We start from the raw sequence: 17,579 nt of genomic DNA, 5'->3' as shown, positions 1-17,579 counted from the left end.
GACGCGGCGCCGGCGGGCGCGGGACCGCACCCGCCGGCGGCGGCACTACCGCGCGTTGTACGGCATGGTGGGGAACCAGCCGTAGTCGAACATGGCCGGCAGCCGCACGTCCCAGTAGACGACCATGAACACGCCCAGCGCGATCATCATGGCCCCGGTCACCGCGGCGGTACGAGCCGGGCTGCTCGCGAGCCACTGGATGAACCGGCCCCGGGTGAGCACGATGACCAGGGCGAACATCGCGGCCACGATGGCGATGTTGCCCAGCGACTGGAGCACGAACGCGCCCGCCCCGTAGAGCGGGTTGCCGCTGTCCACCGCCCAGTGGAACAGCTTGTTGAACAGTGGGTACGGCCGGCCGATGAGAAAGCCGCCGACCAGCGCGCCGAGCACCACGACCCGGGCGACCGGGCGGTGCGCGAACGGGTCCGGCAGGGTGCCGAGCACGGCCAGGCCGAGGTAGACGAAGGCCAACCCGATGACTCCGAAGACGACCATCGACTGGACCAGACGCACCGGCAGCCCGCCGACGGTGTCGGTGGAGAGCTGGGGCAGCCGGTCGCCGAGCAGCACGCCGACGAAGCCGTACACGCCGGAGACCGCGACCATCCCGACGGTGAGCCAGGCCACCGGCCGCAGCAGGCCACGCAGCCCGGCCCGGGTGGCGTCGGCGCCGCCGGCCTGGCTCATCGGACCCACCGCGGCCGCCATGGCGATGTTGCAGGCGGTGAACGTGCCGGCCAGGCCGGAGACGAAGGCGAAGACCAGACCCGCGGCGGTGCCACCGATGGCGGTGGCCTTCGCGTCGTGGCCCAGCAGGGTGTTGGCGACGTTGTCACCGATCACGTGGTCGACGAACTCGTACGACCACAGCACCGCGAGCAGGACTCCCGCCGCGACGCTGCCCAGGATGATCCGCCCGCGCGCAGCTGGACGGGTGCCCGCGGTGACGTGGACCACGGGCCTGTCATTGGTGACGGCCATGGTTGGAGTATGGGAAGACGTCCGCCCGTCGGCTTCTCTTGAATTGCCGAAGGTCGATGCCGTGAAACGGCAATGTCGAACAGCGACGCGGACGCGTCCTCCTCCATGGTGGAGTCATGTCGGTGACACCGCACCAGTGGCAGCGCGTCCGTACCTCCGTGCCCGCCGTCCTGGGGCGACTGCTCGACCTCGTCGAGGACGCCCCGCCCGAACGGGCCGTCACCGCGCACTGGACCGTGGCCGACACCATGGCCCATCTCTGCGCCGTCGCGGCGATGGGCGTCGCCCTCGTCAGGGGCGCCCCACCCGACCTGCCCGTGCCGGCCCTGCTCGAACTGCGTGGCCGTACCACCATCGACACCATCTCCGTGATGAACGCCGAGGTGCTGCGGCACTACCGCGAGCGGCGGGTGCCGGTCCTCGCCACCCGCCTGCGCGCCGACGTCGAGGAGTTCCTCCGGCTGGCCGACGAGGCCGGCCCGGAGCGGGAGGTGTCCTGGCTCGGCGGTGCGCGGCTGCCGGTCGCCGGCCTGCTCGCCCACCTGCTCAACGAACTCAACATCCACTCCTGGGACGTCGCCCGTGCGCTCCGCCGGAGGTGGGTGATCGACCCCGCCGACGCCGCGCTCTTCGTCGACCTGTTCATGGTCCAGATGACCCGGCGGGGGTACGGCAACCTGCTGGACCACGACGGCCCCGTCCACCCGGGGCGGATCTCGGTCACCTTCCGGCACCGGTACGGCCCCGAGGTGACCCTGGCCATGGTCGCCGGGCGGGTGACCGTGGAACCGCCGGATCCTCGTCCAGACGTCCGGATCTCCTTCGACCCGGCCACCTTCACCCTGATGCTGTTCGGGCGGGTCCACCGGCTCCGCGCGGTGCTCTCCCGCAAGGTGTCCGTCAGCGGCCGGCGGCCCTGGCTGCTCCCCGTCTTCCTGCGGACCATGCGCTCGCCGTCCTGATCCGCGCCGTGGCCGTCCACCCGGCCGTGACCTGTCCGGCAACCGTCGGCCGCCCCGGGCCGGCGGTTGCCGGAGACGTACGCCGGTCAGTCGCGTGAGGGCTCGGACGGTGTCCGGCCGCGGCGCCCGGACGCGGGCGGCCCGGTGCGCGCCTGCGTCGGCGGGTCGACGGTGGGCGTGGTCGACGGGCCGGAGGGCCGCCGCCGCCGCGCGGGACGCAGCAGCAGGACGAGGACGGCGAGCAGCACCAGGCCGTCGACGACCAGCAGGGTGGCACCCACCGGGTCGACGCCGTGGGCGTGGTCGGCGGCGTCCGTGATCGCGTCCGGGATCTGGCCCGTGGACCGGGGCGCCACCCCGGTGCCGACGCTGAACCGCAGCACCCCGGTGTCGTCCTGCCCGTTGGTGAAGGTGATGTGGTAGGCGACGCTGTAGTCGCCGGGACGGGCGAGGCGGACCGGTTGGCGCAGCCCGCGCTGCCCGTCGGTGCTGACCCGGCCGTCGTTGACCGTGGCCCCGGCGCTGTCGCGGACGGTGACGTGCGACAGCACCGGGTCGGCGCCGGTCGAGAGTTGCAGGGTGACCTCGTCCGGCGTGGTCGCCAGGGCGGCCCCGTCGGCCGGGGTCACCGCCAGCACCCGGGCCGGTTCGGCGTCCGACTGCCGGGCGACCGCCCCGACGGCGACGGCGATGCCGACGGAGGCCAGGGCGGTGGCGACGGCCAGGGTACGGCGTCCGGCGGACATGACGACCCCGGTCAGCCGGCGGACGAGGCGAGCGTCATCCGCCGACGGCTCTCGTGGCTGCAGCTGCACTGCATCTGCCGCAGCTCGCCGTCGTTCGGCCGCAGGTGCAGGTACATCGCGATCAGCATGGGGACGAAGACGACGGAGTTGTAGAACAGGTGCAGCTCGACGCGGGGCACGACGAGTTGGGCCAGGCTGGTCGGAACGGTCGTCCCGGGCAGCAGGAAGCCGGTCTGGACCTGCAACAGCAGCAGCAGGTGCTCGACGTGGTGCCAGAACTGGATCACCAGGGCGACCGTCCACCAGGTGCGGGCCCGGCCGACGAAGCCGGGCCGCAGGGCGAACAGGCCGATCAGCATGACGATCGCGTACCCGTAGTGCAGCCACTCGGAGCTGACCAGCCACGGGAACGGCATGCCCAGGACGCCACGCGCCTGCGGGCGGGTCCAGCCGAGGCCCCAGATCTGGTACGCCTGGACCAGGTGCTCGGCCCAGTGGCCCAGCACGATGAGCATGTACAGCCCGAGAACCGTACGGTGGTGCGCTCCGTTGATCGCGCCGATCACGCCGCGTCGCGAGGGGTGCCCCTTGGCCACTGTCATGTGCGCGCTCCATCCAGAAGGGCCGGACGACTCAGCGAAAACGCTAGGTGTCAGGGCGTCGCCGGTCTTCTCCGTCGTTGCACACTTTCGGCGGCGGCGGGCGACTCGACGCCCGCCGCCGCCCGTGGTGGGTCAGCCGGTCGCGCAGGGTGATCCGTTGAGGGTGAACGAGGTCGGCCGACCGGTGTCGCCGTGATGCGTGGCCTGGAAGCCGATGGTCACCGAGGCGTTCGGCGCGATGGTGCCGTTGTAGGAGACGTCACGGGCGGTCACCGCCCCGCTCGTCGGCGCGTACGTCGCGTTCCAGCCGTTGGTGATGGCCTGCCCGGCCGGCAGGGTGAATGCCAGGCTCCAGCCGTTGACCGTGGTGGTCCCGGTGTTGGTGATGGTCACCGACGCGGTCAGCCCGGTGTTCCAGGCGTTGACCGTGTAGCCCACCCGGCACGGGCCGGACGCCGGTGGGCTGCTGGGCGGGGGCGTGGTCGGCGGCGGGCTGCTCGGCGGCGGGGAGGTGGGCGGGGTGCTCGTGTCCAGGCCGAAGAAGCGGATCGCCTGGGCGGCGTCGACCGGCAGGTTGTGCGACACGCCCTGCATGCTGATCGCCTCGACCGGCGCCTGGCCGCCGCTGCCCCCGTACCGGGTGCGGGTGTAACCGGACTGCGGGGCGTCCGTGTACGTCGGTGTCTGGCTCAGGCCGTGCACGTCGGTCCACTGCTTGATCTCTTCGGTGAAGTTCTGGTAGCGCAGCACCTCGTCGTTCGTGCCGTGCCACAGCTGCATCCGGGGCCGCTCGCCGGTGTACCCCGGGTACGCGTTGCGGACCAGGTCGCCCCACTGCTGCGGAGTCCGGACGAGCTGACCGTTGGCGCACTCGCTGTTCCACTCGGAGCCGTTGGTGGTGGCGAAGCAGCCGAAGGGGACACCGGAGAAGGCGGCGCCGGCGTCGAACACGTCCGGGTAGAGGCCGAGCAGCACGTTGGTCATCATCGCGCCCGAGGAGATGCCGGTCGCGAAGATCCGGTTCGGGTCGACGGGGTACCGCTGCCGGACGTGGTCGATCATCGACTTGATGCCGACCGGGTCGCTGCCGCCGTCGCGGCGCAGCGCCTGGGGCGAGGAGACGTCGAAGCACTGGCTGCTACGGGTCACCGAGGGGTAGACCACGATGTAGCCGTACCGGTCGGCCAGCGCCGCGTACTGGGTGCCGGAGTACATGGCCGGGCCGGTGCCGGTGCAGTAGTGCACCGCGACCACCAGCGCCGGCCGGGGCGCAACCCGGTCCGGGACGTACAGGTACATCCTCAGGTTGCTGGGGTTGGCGCCGAAGTTCGTCACCTCGGTCAGCGTGGCCGCCGATGCCGGCGTGGGGACGGCCACGGCCGCCAGCGCGGTCAGCGCGGCGGCCGCCAGCGCGGCGCCGATCAGTCTGAGCCTGGATCTCATGGGATGGGGTTCCTCCGGATAGGCCGATGGGTCGGGGTTCCGATCGAGGCTGCCCGGCGCCCGATCATGTCCGGCTCAGGAACATCAACAAGTATGAATATGGCTGGAGCGGGGTGGCAAGGATGCCGGGCCCTCCGGAACTTTCGGACATTGGTCTGGATCGGCATGCTGGAAGCTCGACGCTCCGGTGTGGACACGCGGAGCGGACGGAGCTGCCCGGTCCGCCGGCCGCCGGGCAGCCGGGCCGTGGTCGGTGAGGGAGGCGGAGAGTGGTGGGGATGGAGCGGGTCGACACGGCCACCGTCGTGTGGCGTGAGCATCGACGGTGGTCCCGGGCCGCGGGTGCGGTCAAGCGGAGCATCGTGTTCTGGCGCGGCGCCGCCCTGGCGGCCGGGGTCTGCGGGGCGGTCCTGGCCACCGCCGCCGTACAGGTCGGACCGGGCAGTCCGGTCGGGCGGGTGATGGCCGTGCTGAGCGCGGTGGCCCTGGCCGTCGTCCCGGTGGTGCGGGTCTCCCGCCTCGGTCGGGACCGGGTCGAGGCGTGGACCCGGGTCCGCGCCACCAGCGAGGCGCTCAAGGCGCAGGTGTACCTCCACCTCGCCGGCGCGCAGCCGTACGACGGACCGGACCGCGACCAGCGACTCAGGGCGGTGGCCGGCACGATCGAGGACGACGTGGCGGACCTGGCCGGCCTGACCCTGACCGTCGCCGACGCGGACACCCCGCTGCCCGCCGTGCGCGACGGCGACAGCTATGCCGCCCGTCGCCTACGCCCACAGATCGACGACTACTACCGCTCCGGCGCGCTCCGGCATCAGCGCCGGCTCACCCGGTTCCGGACGGCGGAGTTCGTCGTCGCGGCCCTCGGCGCGGTGCTCGGGGCCGTCGCCGCCACGACCGGGGCCGGTGGCGTCGGCGCGTGGGTCGCGGTGGTGACGGTGGTGGGCGCATCGCTCACCGCGCACGTCTCCGCCGCCCGGTACGAGCACCTGGTGGTGTCGTACCTGGCGACCGCCCGGCAGTTGCGCGCGCTGTTGCAGGAGTGGGAGACGACGACGGACCGGACGCCCGCCGCCGTCGGGGCGTTCGTGCGGGCCGCTGAGGACGCGATCGCCCGGGAGAACCAGAGTTGGCTGGCCGCCTGGACGCACGACGACGAGCCGAGGTGACCGGTCACGAGGCGCGCTAGTTCGTGAAGTCGGCCTTGTGGTCCGCCGCCCACTCGGCGAAGGTCCGCGCCGGCTTGCCGAGCACCTTTTCGACAGTGCCGTCGATCTCGGCGGGCCCCTCCAGAGCCTCCTCGTAGTAGCGGATCCTGGTCTCGACGATCTCCGAGGTGTCCGTCGGGTCGACCACGCCGTCCCGGACCAGTTCCTGGATGCGGGGCGCGAACCGTGCGCGGAGGTCAGCGCGTGCGTCGTCACCCGTGACGTCCTCGAACGCCAGCTCGCGGCCGATCGCCTGGCCGATGAGCGCAAGCTGCTCGGCCTGCGTGACGCTGTCACCGCCGGTGATGCGGTACCGCGCCCCGGCGTGGCCGTCCTGCAGCAGGGCGCAGGCGCTCACCTCGGCGATGTCCCGCTCATGGATGGCGGACAGGTAGGAGTGCGCGTAGAGCAGCCGTACCGGCTCGCCCCGCTTGACGGACTCTGCCCACTGCAGGGAGTTCACGGCGAACGGGCCCGGCCGCACGAACGTCCACGACAGGCCGGACTGCTCGATCGAGTTCTCTGCCGCCCGATGCCATCGCGCGATCCAGTGATCCGGATCGGGGCCGGCGACCGCCGCCGAGGACAGCAGTACGGCGTGCTTGACGCCGGCGTCCTTCGCGGCCTCCATGACCGCTGCGGTGCCGGATGGTTGGGTGTACAGGAAGACCTTTTCCACGCCGTGCAGCGCGTGCTCGAACGTCTTCCGGTCGGTGAGATCCGCCCGGCGGACGTCGACCTCTGCCGGCAGGTCGAGCGACTCCGGGTTGCGGGAGGTCGCCCGCACGTCCGCTCCGGCCCGCACCAGGAGGTCTACGACGTGACGACCGACGTTGCCGGTCGCGCCAGTCACCAGGATCGTCATGATTCTCCCACACAGCTCGCTTGTGCCCCTGCACCCACTACGCAGACGTCCGCGGGCCGATCCGTGGCCCGCTCGACGTCGTCCGTCATCCCGGTCGTCACTGCCGACCGTGTCGGCGAGGAACTCCCACCGTCGACGATCCCCGACCGGATCCTTCCGCCGAGCGTCGTGATTGTACTTCACGTTCCGTCAACGAACGCTAGCCCCTCGGTCACGAAAATGCCGCTCCGGTTACCAGCTTCGTCCTGTTTGGTCCGGACCAGGAGCGAAACATCACCTGACGGTGTCGTCGAGCGCCCAGGTCAGGATTCCGTGCGACAACTACTCGGACGAATGTTCCGCCGCCGTCAGTGTCCGTCCACAGTGAGCCGGGGACTGTCAGGAACTCTTGGAGAGAACGATGACAAAAACCGATGTGGTGATCGCGGGCGCCGGCCCGACGGGGTTGATGCTGGCCTGTGAACTGCGGCTGAGCGGAGTCGAGGTGGTGGTGCTGGACCGGCTCGACGGCCGCTCCGGGGAGTCACGCGCCGCCGGCATGCACGCCCGCACCCTGGAGGTGCTGGACCAGCGAGGGATCGTCGAGCCGTTCATCGCCGCGGGCAGGTCGTTGCCGAGCGGGCTCTTCGCCAAGCAACTGCTGAACCTCGCCCGGCTCGAGACGCGCTATCCGTTCTCGCTGATGCTGCTGCAGACCAGGACCGAAGCGCTGCTCGATCAGCGTGCCGCCGAACTCGGCGTGCAGGTGCGCTGGTCGTCGGAGGTGGCCGGTCTGCGCCAGGACGAGACCGGTGTGGTGATCGACGTGCGCCACCCGGACGGGTCGGTGTCGACCATGTCGGCCGATTACCTGGTGGGCTGCGACGGGGGACGCAGCGCGGTCCGCAAACTCGCGGGAATCAGCTTCCCCGGCACCCCGGCGACGCTGACCGCCATGCTCGGTGACGTCGAACTGGCGGACCCGCCCGACGGCCCGACGGTCGTGGCGGGGGAGAAGGGCAACGTCTCCGTGCTGGGCTACGAACCGGGCTGGCACCGGGTGTTCACCACGGTGTACGACGTGGTGATCTCCCGGGACGAACCCATGACGTTCGAGCGGTTGCGGGACTGGACGATGCAGATCGCCGGTACGGACTTCGGCATGCACAGCCCTCGCTGGCTCTCCAGCTTCGGTGACTCGGCACGGCAGGCCGAGCGGTTCAGGCTCGGCCGGGTGCTGCTCGCCGGCGACGCCGCGCACATCCATTTCCCGGCCGGCGGCCAGGGCATGAACCTGGGCATGCAGGACGCGGTGAACCTCGGCTGGAAACTCGGCATGGTGGTCAACGGTCACGCGCCGGACGCCCTGCTCGACACCTATCACGACGAGCGCTCCGCCGTCGCCGCGCGGGTGCTGCAGAACACCCGCGCGCAGACCGCGCTGGCCCGTCCCGGCCCGCACGGGGACGCCCTGCGGGAGGTGTTCGCCGACCTCGTCGCGGTCGACGACGTGAACCAGATGCTCGCCGGGATGATCAGCGCGCTGGACATCCGCTACCCGCTCGGTGACGGGCATCCGTTGCTCGGCCGCCGGTTTCCCGACCTCGACCTGACGGTGCCCGACGGCGAGATCCGGTTGTTCAGCCTGCTGCACACCGCGCGACCGGTTCTGCTCAACCTGAACGACGACCCGCGACTTCTCGCGGAGTTGACCGCCGTCACCGCAGGGTGGCGTGACCGCCTCGACATCGTCGACGCCCGTTGCCGCGGCCGGTTTCCCCAGGCCGCCGGCGACAGCGAACTCTCACCGCCGGCGGCGGTCCTCATCCGCCCCGACGGGCACACCGCCTGGATCACCTCCACCGGGGACACCCCTGACCTCACGGCACTCGAGTCCGCGCTCACCACCTGGCTCGGCCCTGCCAACGAGCCGGTGGGACCGGACTCGTGGGACGAGGGTGAGCGTGACCGCGGGGAACTGGTCGAACAGGCGTGACGCGTGACCGTTGCCCGGGGGAGCCGTGCCCGGGGCAGCGGTCACTGCTCGCGCGCTCCGGCGGAGGCTCGCACGACGAGCACTACCAAGGGAGGGGATGCGCGGCGGGGCGTCCCCTGGCTACCGTCCCGACCGGGACCGTGGACCGCCCGACCCCACCACACGGATCGCACGCCTTCCAACGCGAAGGGAGGGCTTCCTGACCGCACACCAGGTCCCAGACCGGGGCGGCCCTGCTGGCCGGCCCCGAAGTGAGGCGGATCCCCTGGGACGGGCACCCACCGCGCCGGACGGCCTCCGAGTCCTGTGTCGGGGCCGCCTTCACCTTGTCGACGGGAGTGACGAGGGTGATGCCGGCTCTGCTGCGGCCCTCTCCCACCGGCACGCCCCGATGAGTCTCCGCTCCGCACGGGTCACGCGCACATCACCGCATTGATTGCTCGGAGGATTCCCGCATGACTGACAGCGTCGTGTTTCCGCAGGGTCGTACCTGCCCCCACCAGCCGGCGCCGGGATACCGGCCGTTGGCCGAGCAGGGGCCACTCGCCCAGGTCGCCCTCTACGACGGCCGGCGTGTCTGGGCGGTCACCACTCGTGACACGGCCCACCGGCTCCTGATCGACCCCCGCATCTCCAGCGACCGCACCAACCCCGCCTGGCCCATGATGTTCCCGAGCGTCGCCGCCGCCGCCAGCGACGCTCAACAGAAGGTCATGAAGATCGTCACCGCGTTGGTGGGCGTCGACGACCCGGTACACAACGCCCGGCGCCGGATGCTGATCCCCAGCTTCACGATCAGACGTGTCAACGCCCTGCGTCCGCAGATCCAGGAGGTCGTCGACCAGCAGCTCGACCACATGATCGAGAACGGCGCTCCCACGGATCTGATCCGGGCGTTCGCGGCGCCTGTGCCGGTGACGGTGCTGTACCGACTGATGGGCATCCCGGACGACGACCACGAACACTTCGAGAAGCTGTCACACCGGTTCGCCACCGGCGCGCGCGCCAACGAGGCGTACGACGAGCTCATGGCCTACATGGGCAGGCTGATCGCGGAGAAGAAGCGGCACCCCGGCGCGGCGGTTCTCGACGACCTTCTCGCACGGCGCGGCGGCACGGGCGACATGGACCACGAGGAGTTGGTCTCGACGCTGGCCCTTCAGGTGGCCGGTGGCCACGGCACCACCGGGACCATGATCTCGCTCGGCATGTTCACCCTGCTCCAACACCCCGAGCAGCTCGCCGAGCTGCGAGCCGATCCGTCACTGCTGCCCGCCGCCGTGGACGAGCTGTTGCGGTTCCTGTCCATTCCCGACGGCATGACCCGGCTGGCCGTCGACGACATCGAGATCGAGGGGACCACCATCCGCAAGGGTGACGGCGTCTTCTTCATAACCTCGTTGATCAACCACGACACGGACGTCTACGACGCGCCGCATGCGCTGCGCTGGCACCGCACCTCCACCCGGGACCACATCACGTTCGGGTTCGGCGCCCACCAGTGCCTCGGCCAGAGCCTCGCGCGTATCACGATGGAGATCGCCCTCGGCACCCTGATCCGGCGGCTGCCCGGCCTGCGTCTGGCGGTTCCGGCGGAGGAGGTTCCCTTCCATCCGACGGCGAGCTTCGAGGTGATCACCGAACTCCCCGTCACCTGGTAGCACCACCGGGCGTCGAGCCGCCGCCGTACCTGCGGGACGTGCCGGCGGCTCCGCGCGCGAGGCGACCAGGTGCAGGGTAATGCGCTCGGAGGAAGGTGGGCGCTTCCATCACCACGCGGTCGTCGGTGGGGGGCGATGACGTCCCGGTGACACCGGATGCAGCGGGCGATCCTCGTGGATCCGGCACGTCAGGGGGAGGCGGCAGGCGGCTGCCGGCCGGCGGAACCGGCACCGAGGTCCGATGTGGACTCTGCGGCCTGCCCGGTAAGTTGGTGCGCCACAACGGGCGTACGCCCCTGAAATAGCGCAGGAGAAATGCCAATGGATGGCTCCGTCGACCGTCGCACCTTCCTCACCTCCGCCGTGCTCGGTTCGGCAGGCGTGGTGGCGGGCGTGGGATCGGTCAGTTCGAGCACCCCGGCGGCGGCGGCCGTCAGCCGGCAACCGACACGGTCCGCAGCGCCGAACTTCGGTCTCACCAAGTTCCTCGATCCGCTCCGGATTCCGCCGACGATCCGGTCATATTCACGACGGTTCCGGGACGAACTGACGATCACGATGACCAACGCGCGGACCCGGCTGCACTCCCAGCTGCCGGAGACGACGCTGTGGACCTACGAGGGACAGTTCCCCGGCCCGACCATCAAGGTGCGCAGCGGCAGGCGACTGCGGGTCGCGTGGACGAACGAACTCCGGGGCACGGTACCGCTCGTGGCGGTGCGGGCACCGTACGCGCAGCCGACCCCGGCGAACGTGCCCGGCTACCGCAACCCGGACGGCAGTCTGCCCACCGGGGTGGAGCTGATCGACGGTGTCGCCGACCTGCCGCCGTGGAACGTCGTACACCTGCACGGCGCGTTGACCAACGGCGGCAACGACGGCTGGGCGCACAACGGCATTTCGCCGGGGGACACGCAGCTCACCGAGTACCCGAACCGACAGGCGGCCACCACCCTCTGGTACCACGACCACGCGATGGCCGTGACGCGCTTCAACGTCCACGCCGGACTCGCCGGCCTGTACCTGATTCACGACGAGGAAGAGGAGCGCCTGCGGCTACCCGGCGGTGACCACGAGATCCCGCTGGTCATCACCGACCGCAACCTCGACACCGACCCGGCGACCGGCGCGCTCACCGGCCAGCTGCTGTTCAAGTTCCAGTACCTGCCCACGACCGGCACGTCAGCTCCCGTCACCGGTCCCTTCACCCTCGTCAACGGCGTCATCTGGCCACACCTCGACGTCGACGCGCGCTGGTACCGCTTCCGGGTGCTCAACGCGGCGAACGGTCGGTTCTTCCGCCTCGACCTGGTCGACGAGGCGGGCACCGTGCACAACGACGCGGTCCGGATCGTCGGCACGGACGCCGGCCTGCTGCCCGCCCCGGCGGCGGTGCCGGCGCGCGGGCTGACCATCACCCCGGCCGAGCGCGTCGACCTGCTCATCGACTTCAGCCGGTTCAAGGGACAGCGCCTGCGCCTCGTCAACACAGGTGCCTCGGTCGAGCCGGACATCATGGAGTTCCGCGTCGAGAGCCGCGGCCGCAACGACTGGTTCACGCCGCCGGCTCGCCTGTCCACGTCGTACGCCCGGCTTCAAGACGGTGTGACCGTGCCCGAGGACCACGACGAGGTGTTCGTCGCGACGACCCTGCCCGGTGTGGCCGGCCGACCGCACCCGGAGATGTGGGAGCTGAAGGAGATCACCGATCCGGCCGAGCTGCCGACGCGGTTCCCGCAGGAGGGCGTCATCCAGGTCACCGACCCGGCCACGGGGCGGGTGCGCACGTTCCGGAGGGTCGCGCGCCTGTTCGACGACACGAGGACGATCTTTATCGACCGAGGTCGGTGGGTGGTGTGGAACCTCATCCAGCTCGGCGGGGCGCCGCACCCGATGCACATCCACATGGCCCGGTTCCAGATGCTGACCCGGCGGAAGATCAGCAACCTGACGGCGTTCGACGTCGCCGTCGGCGGCACCACCAAGCCGCTGCTCGCGTCGGGCGACGGCCCGCCGATCGAGAAGCACGAGGAGGGCTGGAAGGACACCTTCAGCCTGTGGGCGGGTGAGTGGATCAGGGTCGCCGGCCAGTTCGAGGGCGCGACAGGCGAGTTCATGTACCACTGCCACATCCTCGACCACGAGGACGAGGGCATGATGCGACCCTTTGTCGTACACCCGCCCGAGGTCGCCCGGTTCCACATGCACCCGGGCGGCTCCGGTCACCATTCGGGGGGCTCCGGCCACGGCGGGCACTCGTAACCCCCCGACGGCGACCCCGCCTCGACGATCGCCTCACCGCAACCCTGGGCAGAGCCCGACCGCCTCGAGCACGGCGGATTCCTGGTCAGGGCCGGAGGCCGGTTCGGTCAGCGTGAGCACCACGACTCCGTCGTCCTCACGCTGACCGGACATCTCGGGCAGGCGCCGGCCGGTCCGCGCAGTCTTCATCCGAACCACCTCGCCGGAATCCGTACCCGGCTGGCCGGTTCCCGGCCCTGAGGATCGGGGAAGGCGTCGAGCAGCAGCGGCGTACGACTGGTCGGCGTCGTCCTCGATCGGACGGGGACGTCCGCCGCCCGGCTGCCGGTGCCCGCACCGATGCTCGACGGCGTGGCGGTGGCCTTCCACGGCCGGTTCCTCGTCGAGCGGGCGCTGGTCCTCACCCAGGGCCCGCCGGGTATGTGGGTGATCCCGCCGGTAGCCTTCGGGCATGCCAAGGCACCCCAAGGGTAGGCGTCCTCGGTCCGTCCAGGGCGATTCGTGGGCTGGGCTCGCGGCCTCCAGCATGATCGCGCTGGCGCTGGCGGGTTTCGGCTGGACGGGGGTGGTGATCACGGTCCGGCACATGCTTGTCTACGGGCCGTTCGAAGGCTTCGGTGGCCGGTTCGGCGAGGCTCCGCCGCTGGGCACGATCCTCCTGTCCGGAGTGATCGCCGGCATCGGGACGTACTGGTTCGTCTTCGGCGTACGCGAGATGTGGCGCAAAGCGCTGCTGGTGCCGCCAGGCCGACCGAAGCCGCAGGCCAAGCGCCTCCGGGACTAACCCCAGGCGGACGCCGCTGACGGTCACCGTGTTGCCCGGCCGGCGCCGGTGCCGGCGCCCGTGAGCGTGCGGATCTCGCGGCGGCCGTGGCCACGCCAGTGCGCGCCGCGTTGCGCGAGCGACGATGCGTAGGAACCTTGAGGACCATCTGAACCGGCATGCCCGCCCTGCTGCCACCCGCAAGGGCGCGTCTCCACCAGCCACGTCAAGCCGGACACCCGGCGACTCTGCCGGGACCCGGGGCCCCGCCGCGGTGGCCATTCCGGTGGGCGCAGCCGGACACCGCCGGCGCCACCACTGATCGACCGGACGGGTAGGCGTCCCGGGTGACGGGAGTCGGCCGTGGAATCCCGTCCTCACGATATCGAACCAGGCCGGTAAAAGGCGTCGGCTGGCCCCACCACCCGCTGAACTACCCACGTTGGTTATGGCCTCTGACAAGGGGGTGGGCGAATCTGATCAGGCATTGACCACCGCGCCTGTGAGTATCCGTAGGTCCGGCGTCAGGAAGAAGGGCTGGATTTGCCATGCGGCAGCTTGAGGTGGCGCTGATCGGCGCGGGACTGATAGCACGCTTCCACCTGGAGGCGTGGATCGGCGCCGGGGCGGCTGTACGCATCTATTCGGACGACGGCCGTGCCGCCGAGTTGGCCCGCGAGTTCGGTGCCAGGGCCGTCGGCTCCCTGACCGAGGCACTCGATGGCGCGGATGTCGTGGACATCTGCACCCCGACCGGCACCCACCGGGAGATCGCGCTGGCCGCGATCGGCAAGGGCGTGGGTGTGGTCTGCGAGAAGCCCCTGGCGGCCACCAGCGCGGAGGCCGAGGAGATCGTCGACGCGTCGGAGCGGGCCGGTGTACGGCTCTACCCGGCCCACGACGTGCGGTTCGCTCCCGCCTTCGCCCGGCTCCACGAGCTGGTGGCGTCCGGTCGGATCGGCAAGGGCACCGTCGCTCACTTCCGCTTCTCCGCATACCACCCGCGCCCCTGGACGGGCCACGCGTCCGCGCGCTCCGGCGGGATCCTGACCGATCAGATGCTGCACGGCGTCGACCTGGCCTACTGGATCTTCGGGGAGGTCAGCCGGGTGCATGCCTGCTATCAGGGCGAGATCGCCGCGCCGGCCCCGGAGGGGGCGGTCGCGACCGGAATCGCCGTCCTCACTCACACCAACGGCGCGATCAGCCAGGTCGTGAGCCGGTGGACGGCCACCCCGAAACCGCCCGTCCGGGTGGCGTTCGAGGTTTCCGGTACCGAAGGGACGCTGACCTACGACTCCGAGTGGCCCCAGGAGGTCCGGGTCGCCGACGGTGAGGCCGGCGGCTTCGGCTACGCCGGGGGATCCGTGTTCGCCGCCGAGATGCGGGAGTTCGCCCAGGCCTTCACCGGAGGGCCCGAGCCGCGCCTGGGGGCCCGTGACGCGCTGGCCGCAGTCCGCATCACCCAGGCCGCGGCGGAGTCCGCGTGGTCGGGCCGTGCCGTGGAACTGCCTGTGAAGGGAGCCGCATGAAAGTCACCGTCCTGTCCCTGGCGTCCGAGCACGCGGACACCTACGTCCGACTGCTGCACGCCATGCCCGATGTCGAGCTGCTCATCGCGGACCCCGACGGGCCGCCGGACGACCAGGCTCGGGCCCGTGGCGTCGCCGGGCAACTCGGTGTGCCCTACGCGGGCGACTGGGACGAGGTGCTCGAGTGGCGCTCCAACGCCGTCGTGGTCACCAGCGAGGTCGGCCGCCGCCGGGACGCGGTCGAGCGCATGGCCGAGGCGGAGGCGTTCGTGCTCTGCGAACAGCCGCTGGCGGTCAAGAGCTCGGACGTCAAGGCCATGGTCGACACCTGTGACATGGCCGGCGTTCGCCTCACGCTCGCGTCCCCGGCCTGCTACGGCGAGGCGTTCGCCGCGGTCCGCCGCGGGATCGCCGACGGTGTCGTCGGCACGCTGACGACCATCCACGGCTCGTACCACACTCCACCGGCGGCCGGCGTGAACGGCGGAGCGCTCGCCGCCAACGCCCCGTACCTGCTCGACCTGGTGGACGTGATGCTCGACGGGGAACCGGCGACCCGGGTGTACGCACAGGCGAACGGCGTGCTCGGCGCAGCTGCGGGCCCAGAGAGCGCCGCAGTGCTCACCGTCTCGTACCGCAGTGGGGTGGTCGCCTCGTTCACCTGCGGTTGGAGCCGGTCGGCGGCGGGCGGCCCGGCCCTGAGCCTCATCGGTGACAAGGCGAGCCTGGAGTACGACGCAGCTCCGCGGCTCCTCGGCGGATTCGACGCCGTCACCGGCGGGGAACGGCGGGAACCGGGCGGGGAGGACCCCTACCCGTCGATGCTCAGAGACTTCCTCGGCACGATCGAGACCGGCGCGGGAAACGGCCCCGACGGCGAGGCCGGGCTGCGCACGCAGCGGATCGTCGAGGCTGCCTACGAATCGATGCACACCGGCCAGCCCGTCGACCTCAATTGACGACGCCGACCCTGGCCAAGGGCGGCGGACGAGCAGCCTGATCGCCTCTCGCGAATGCGAGAACCAATGACATCGGGGTTGGTCATCTCGTGCCCGCTTCGCGGGCGGAAATGACCCGGCGAGAGTTGGAGATCACGATGGGTGTCACGCAAGTAAAAGTCATCCTCAGCGGTGGACCGCTCAGTTTGCCGAAGGCACAACGCAGTGTCCCGAAGGCGGAACTGGGGCAGACGCTCAAGATTCGGCACGGGGCCGGCTACGAGCATTTCGTCCACGACGGTGAATACCGGACGGTGGACGGATACGAAGCGGCGGTGTTCCGGTGGACCGGCCGCACGAAGATCGCCGAATAGAAGCCGTTCGCCCGCAGATCATGCCTGAGTGAAAAAGGACTCCATGACCGACGCCATTTCCTTCGAGGTGCCGTGGGCGCGGACCGACAAGTTCGATCCGCCGGCGGTATTCGACACGCTACGTGAACAGCGTCCGCTCGCGCGGATGCGCTACCCGGACGGGCATGTCGGCTGGATCGTCTCCAGCTACGAGCTGGTGCGTGAGGTCCTCAGCGACCCGCGGTTCAGTCACAGCTGCGAGGTCGGGCACTTCCCGGTCACCCACCAGGGGCAGGTGATCCCGACCCACCCGTTGATCCCCGGGATGTTCATCCACATGGACCCGCCCGAGCACACCCGTTACCGCCGGCTGCTGACCGGGGAGTTCACCGTCCGACGGACGAGTCGCCTGACCGCGCACGTCGAGGCCGTGGCGGCCGAGCAGATCGAGGTCATGCGGGAACACGGGGCTCCGGCGGACCTGGTCGGGACCTTCGCCAAGCCGCTCGTGCTCCGGGTGCTGTCCGCGATGGTCGGCCTGCCGTACGAAGAGCGTGACCGCTACCTGCACGCGGTGACCCTCCTGCACGACGCGGAGGCGGACCCGGCGGAGGCCGCCGCCGCGTACGAGCAGGCGGGGGCGTTCTTCGACGAGGTCATCGAGCGGCGCCGCAAGCAGCCCGAGGACGACCTGATCAGCACCCTGGTCGGCCACGAGGAGCTGACCGGTGAAGAGCTGCGCAACATTGTCACCCTGCTGCTGTTCGCGGGCTACGAGACCACCGAGAGCGCGCTGGCCGTCGGCACCTTCGCGCTGCTGCACCACGCGGACCAACTGGCGCGGCTCCGCGCCGATCCGACGAAGCTCGACGCCGCGATCGAGGAGCTCCTGCGCTATCTCACGGTCAACCAGTACCACACGTACCGCACCGCACTGGAAGACCTCACCCTGCACGGCGAGGTGATCAAGAAGGGGGACACCGTCACGGTCTCGCTGCCGGCGGCGAACCGTGACCCGGCCAAGTTCGAGTGCCCGGCGAAGCTGGACATCGACCGGGAAACCTCAGGTCATGTGGCGTTCGGCTTCGGCGTCCACCAGTGCCTCGGCCAGAACCTGGCGCGCGTCGAGCTGCGTGTCGGCCTGTCGGCACTCCTGCGGGCCTTCCCCGACCTGCGGTTGGCGGTCCCCGCCGACGAGGTGCCACTACGCCTGCAGGGATCCGTCTTCGCAGTGAAGAACCTCCCCGTGAGCTGGTGAGCGATCTCTCCGCTCAGCCCTCGAAAG

Annotated in this window: 17 protein-coding genes; 11 read left to right on the top strand and 6 right to left on the bottom strand. The window is 70.7% G+C overall.

What is annotated here, in order from left to right:
- Nucleotides 1-45: 45 nt before the first annotated feature.
- A complete protein-coding gene (locus tag GA0070560_RS17545; RefSeq protein WP_091298578.1) occupies nucleotides 46-984 on the bottom strand; it encodes a hypothetical protein in 939 nt (312 codons plus the stop codon).
- A gap of 116 nt (nucleotides 985-1,100) precedes the next feature.
- Here GA0070560_RS17545 and GA0070560_RS17540 point away from each other — a divergent pair, with 116 nt between their 5' ends.
- Nucleotides 1,101-1,946 carry a maleylpyruvate isomerase N-terminal domain-containing protein gene (locus GA0070560_RS17540; RefSeq protein WP_091298575.1) on the top strand — a complete coding sequence of 282 codons (846 nt, stop codon included), beginning with the start codon at nucleotides 1,101-1,103 and terminating at the stop codon, nucleotides 1,944-1,946.
- A gap of 86 nt (nucleotides 1,947-2,032) precedes the next feature.
- On the opposite strand, the gene GA0070560_RS17535 is transcribed toward GA0070560_RS17540, so the two are convergent.
- From GA0070560_RS17535 to GA0070560_RS17525, 3 genes are all read right to left on the bottom strand, one after another.
- Nucleotides 2,033-2,692, bottom strand: a complete 660-nt coding sequence (locus GA0070560_RS17535; RefSeq protein WP_091298572.1) for a copper resistance CopC family protein — start codon at nucleotides 2,690-2,692, stop codon at nucleotides 2,033-2,035.
- 11 nt (nucleotides 2,693-2,703) lie between these two features.
- Nucleotides 2,704-3,294, bottom strand: coding sequence for a hypothetical protein (locus GA0070560_RS17530; protein WP_091298567.1), 591 nt, complete (start codon nucleotides 3,292-3,294; stop codon nucleotides 2,704-2,706).
- A 132-nt stretch (nucleotides 3,295-3,426) separates the two neighbouring features.
- Entirely contained in the window at nucleotides 3,427-4,737 is a 1,311-nt protein-coding gene (locus GA0070560_RS17525) for an extracellular catalytic domain type 1 short-chain-length polyhydroxyalkanoate depolymerase (protein ID WP_091298564.1), read from the bottom strand.
- A gap of 278 nt (nucleotides 4,738-5,015) precedes the next feature.
- Between GA0070560_RS17525 and GA0070560_RS17520 the strand changes: the two genes are divergently transcribed.
- On the top strand, nucleotides 5,016-5,906 hold the full coding sequence (locus tag GA0070560_RS17520) for a DUF4231 domain-containing protein (protein ID WP_091298562.1): 891 nt from the start codon (nucleotides 5,016-5,018) through the stop codon (nucleotides 5,904-5,906).
- Between the two features lie 16 nt (nucleotides 5,907-5,922).
- On the opposite strand, the gene GA0070560_RS17515 is transcribed toward GA0070560_RS17520, so the two are convergent.
- Nucleotides 5,923-6,810 carry an NAD(P)H-binding protein gene (locus tag GA0070560_RS17515; RefSeq protein WP_091298559.1) on the bottom strand — a complete coding sequence of 296 codons (888 nt, stop codon included), beginning with the start codon at nucleotides 6,808-6,810 and terminating at the stop codon, nucleotides 5,923-5,925.
- A 400-nt stretch (nucleotides 6,811-7,210) separates the two neighbouring features.
- Between GA0070560_RS17515 and GA0070560_RS17510 the strand changes: the two genes are divergently transcribed.
- From GA0070560_RS17510 to GA0070560_RS17500, 3 genes are all read left to right on the top strand, one after another.
- Nucleotides 7,211-8,785, top strand: a complete 1,575-nt coding sequence (locus tag GA0070560_RS17510) for an FAD-dependent monooxygenase (RefSeq protein ID WP_091298556.1) — start codon at nucleotides 7,211-7,213, stop codon at nucleotides 8,783-8,785.
- A gap of 455 nt (nucleotides 8,786-9,240) precedes the next feature.
- Nucleotides 9,241-10,446 (top strand): cytochrome P450, encoded by a 1,206-nt coding sequence (locus tag GA0070560_RS17505; protein ID WP_091298553.1) that lies wholly within the window; start codon nucleotides 9,241-9,243, stop codon nucleotides 10,444-10,446.
- Nucleotides 10,447-10,767: 321 nt separating this feature from the next.
- Nucleotides 10,768-12,708, top strand: a complete 1,941-nt coding sequence (locus GA0070560_RS17500) for a multicopper oxidase family protein (RefSeq protein ID WP_091298550.1) — start codon at nucleotides 10,768-10,770, stop codon at nucleotides 12,706-12,708.
- A gap of 33 nt (nucleotides 12,709-12,741) precedes the next feature.
- Here the strand turns inward: GA0070560_RS17500 and GA0070560_RS28760 are convergent, their stop codons facing one another.
- Nucleotides 12,742-12,897, bottom strand: a complete 156-nt coding sequence (locus GA0070560_RS28760) for a hypothetical protein (protein ID WP_170839458.1) — start codon at nucleotides 12,895-12,897, stop codon at nucleotides 12,742-12,744.
- A 138-nt stretch (nucleotides 12,898-13,035) separates the two neighbouring features.
- Between GA0070560_RS28760 and GA0070560_RS28755 the strand changes: the two genes are divergently transcribed.
- The 6 genes from GA0070560_RS28755 to GA0070560_RS17475 all read left to right on the top strand — a co-directional run bounded on the left by GA0070560_RS28755 (nucleotide 13,036) and on the right by GA0070560_RS17475 (nucleotide 17,552).
- The gene (locus tag GA0070560_RS28755) at nucleotides 13,036-13,182 is read left to right on the top strand and encodes a hypothetical protein (protein WP_170839457.1); all 147 of its coding nucleotides are present in this window, start codon (nucleotides 13,036-13,038) and stop codon (nucleotides 13,180-13,182) included.
- Between the two features lie 52 nt (nucleotides 13,183-13,234).
- A complete protein-coding gene (locus GA0070560_RS28750) occupies nucleotides 13,235-13,492 on the top strand; it encodes a hypothetical protein (RefSeq protein ID WP_091298547.1) in 258 nt (85 codons plus the stop codon).
- Nucleotides 13,493-14,019: 527 nt separating this feature from the next.
- Nucleotides 14,020-15,003 carry a Gfo/Idh/MocA family protein gene (locus GA0070560_RS17490; RefSeq protein ID WP_091298544.1) on the top strand — a complete coding sequence of 328 codons (984 nt, stop codon included), beginning with the start codon at nucleotides 14,020-14,022 and terminating at the stop codon, nucleotides 15,001-15,003.
- Nucleotides 15,000-15,962, top strand: a complete 963-nt coding sequence (locus GA0070560_RS17485; RefSeq protein WP_091298541.1) for a Gfo/Idh/MocA family protein — start codon at nucleotides 15,000-15,002, stop codon at nucleotides 15,960-15,962. Before GA0070560_RS17490 ends, GA0070560_RS17485 begins: the two co-directional genes overlap by 4 nt.
- Nucleotides 15,963-16,099: 137 nt before the next feature.
- A complete protein-coding gene (locus GA0070560_RS17480) occupies nucleotides 16,100-16,315 on the top strand; it encodes a DUF5988 family protein (protein WP_091298837.1) in 216 nt (71 codons plus the stop codon).
- A 43-nt stretch (nucleotides 16,316-16,358) separates the two neighbouring features.
- Nucleotides 16,359-17,552, top strand: a complete 1,194-nt coding sequence (locus GA0070560_RS17475) for a cytochrome P450 (protein ID WP_091298536.1) — start codon at nucleotides 16,359-16,361, stop codon at nucleotides 17,550-17,552.
- Nucleotides 17,553-17,579: the final 27 nt, after the last annotated feature.

The organism is Micromonospora halophytica (assembly GCF_900090245.1).
Lineage (GTDB): Bacteria > Actinomycetota > Actinomycetes > Mycobacteriales > Micromonosporaceae > Micromonospora > Micromonospora halophytica.
Note: the sequence above shows the minus strand (reverse complement) of the source record. Positions and strands in the feature narration are given on the sequence as shown.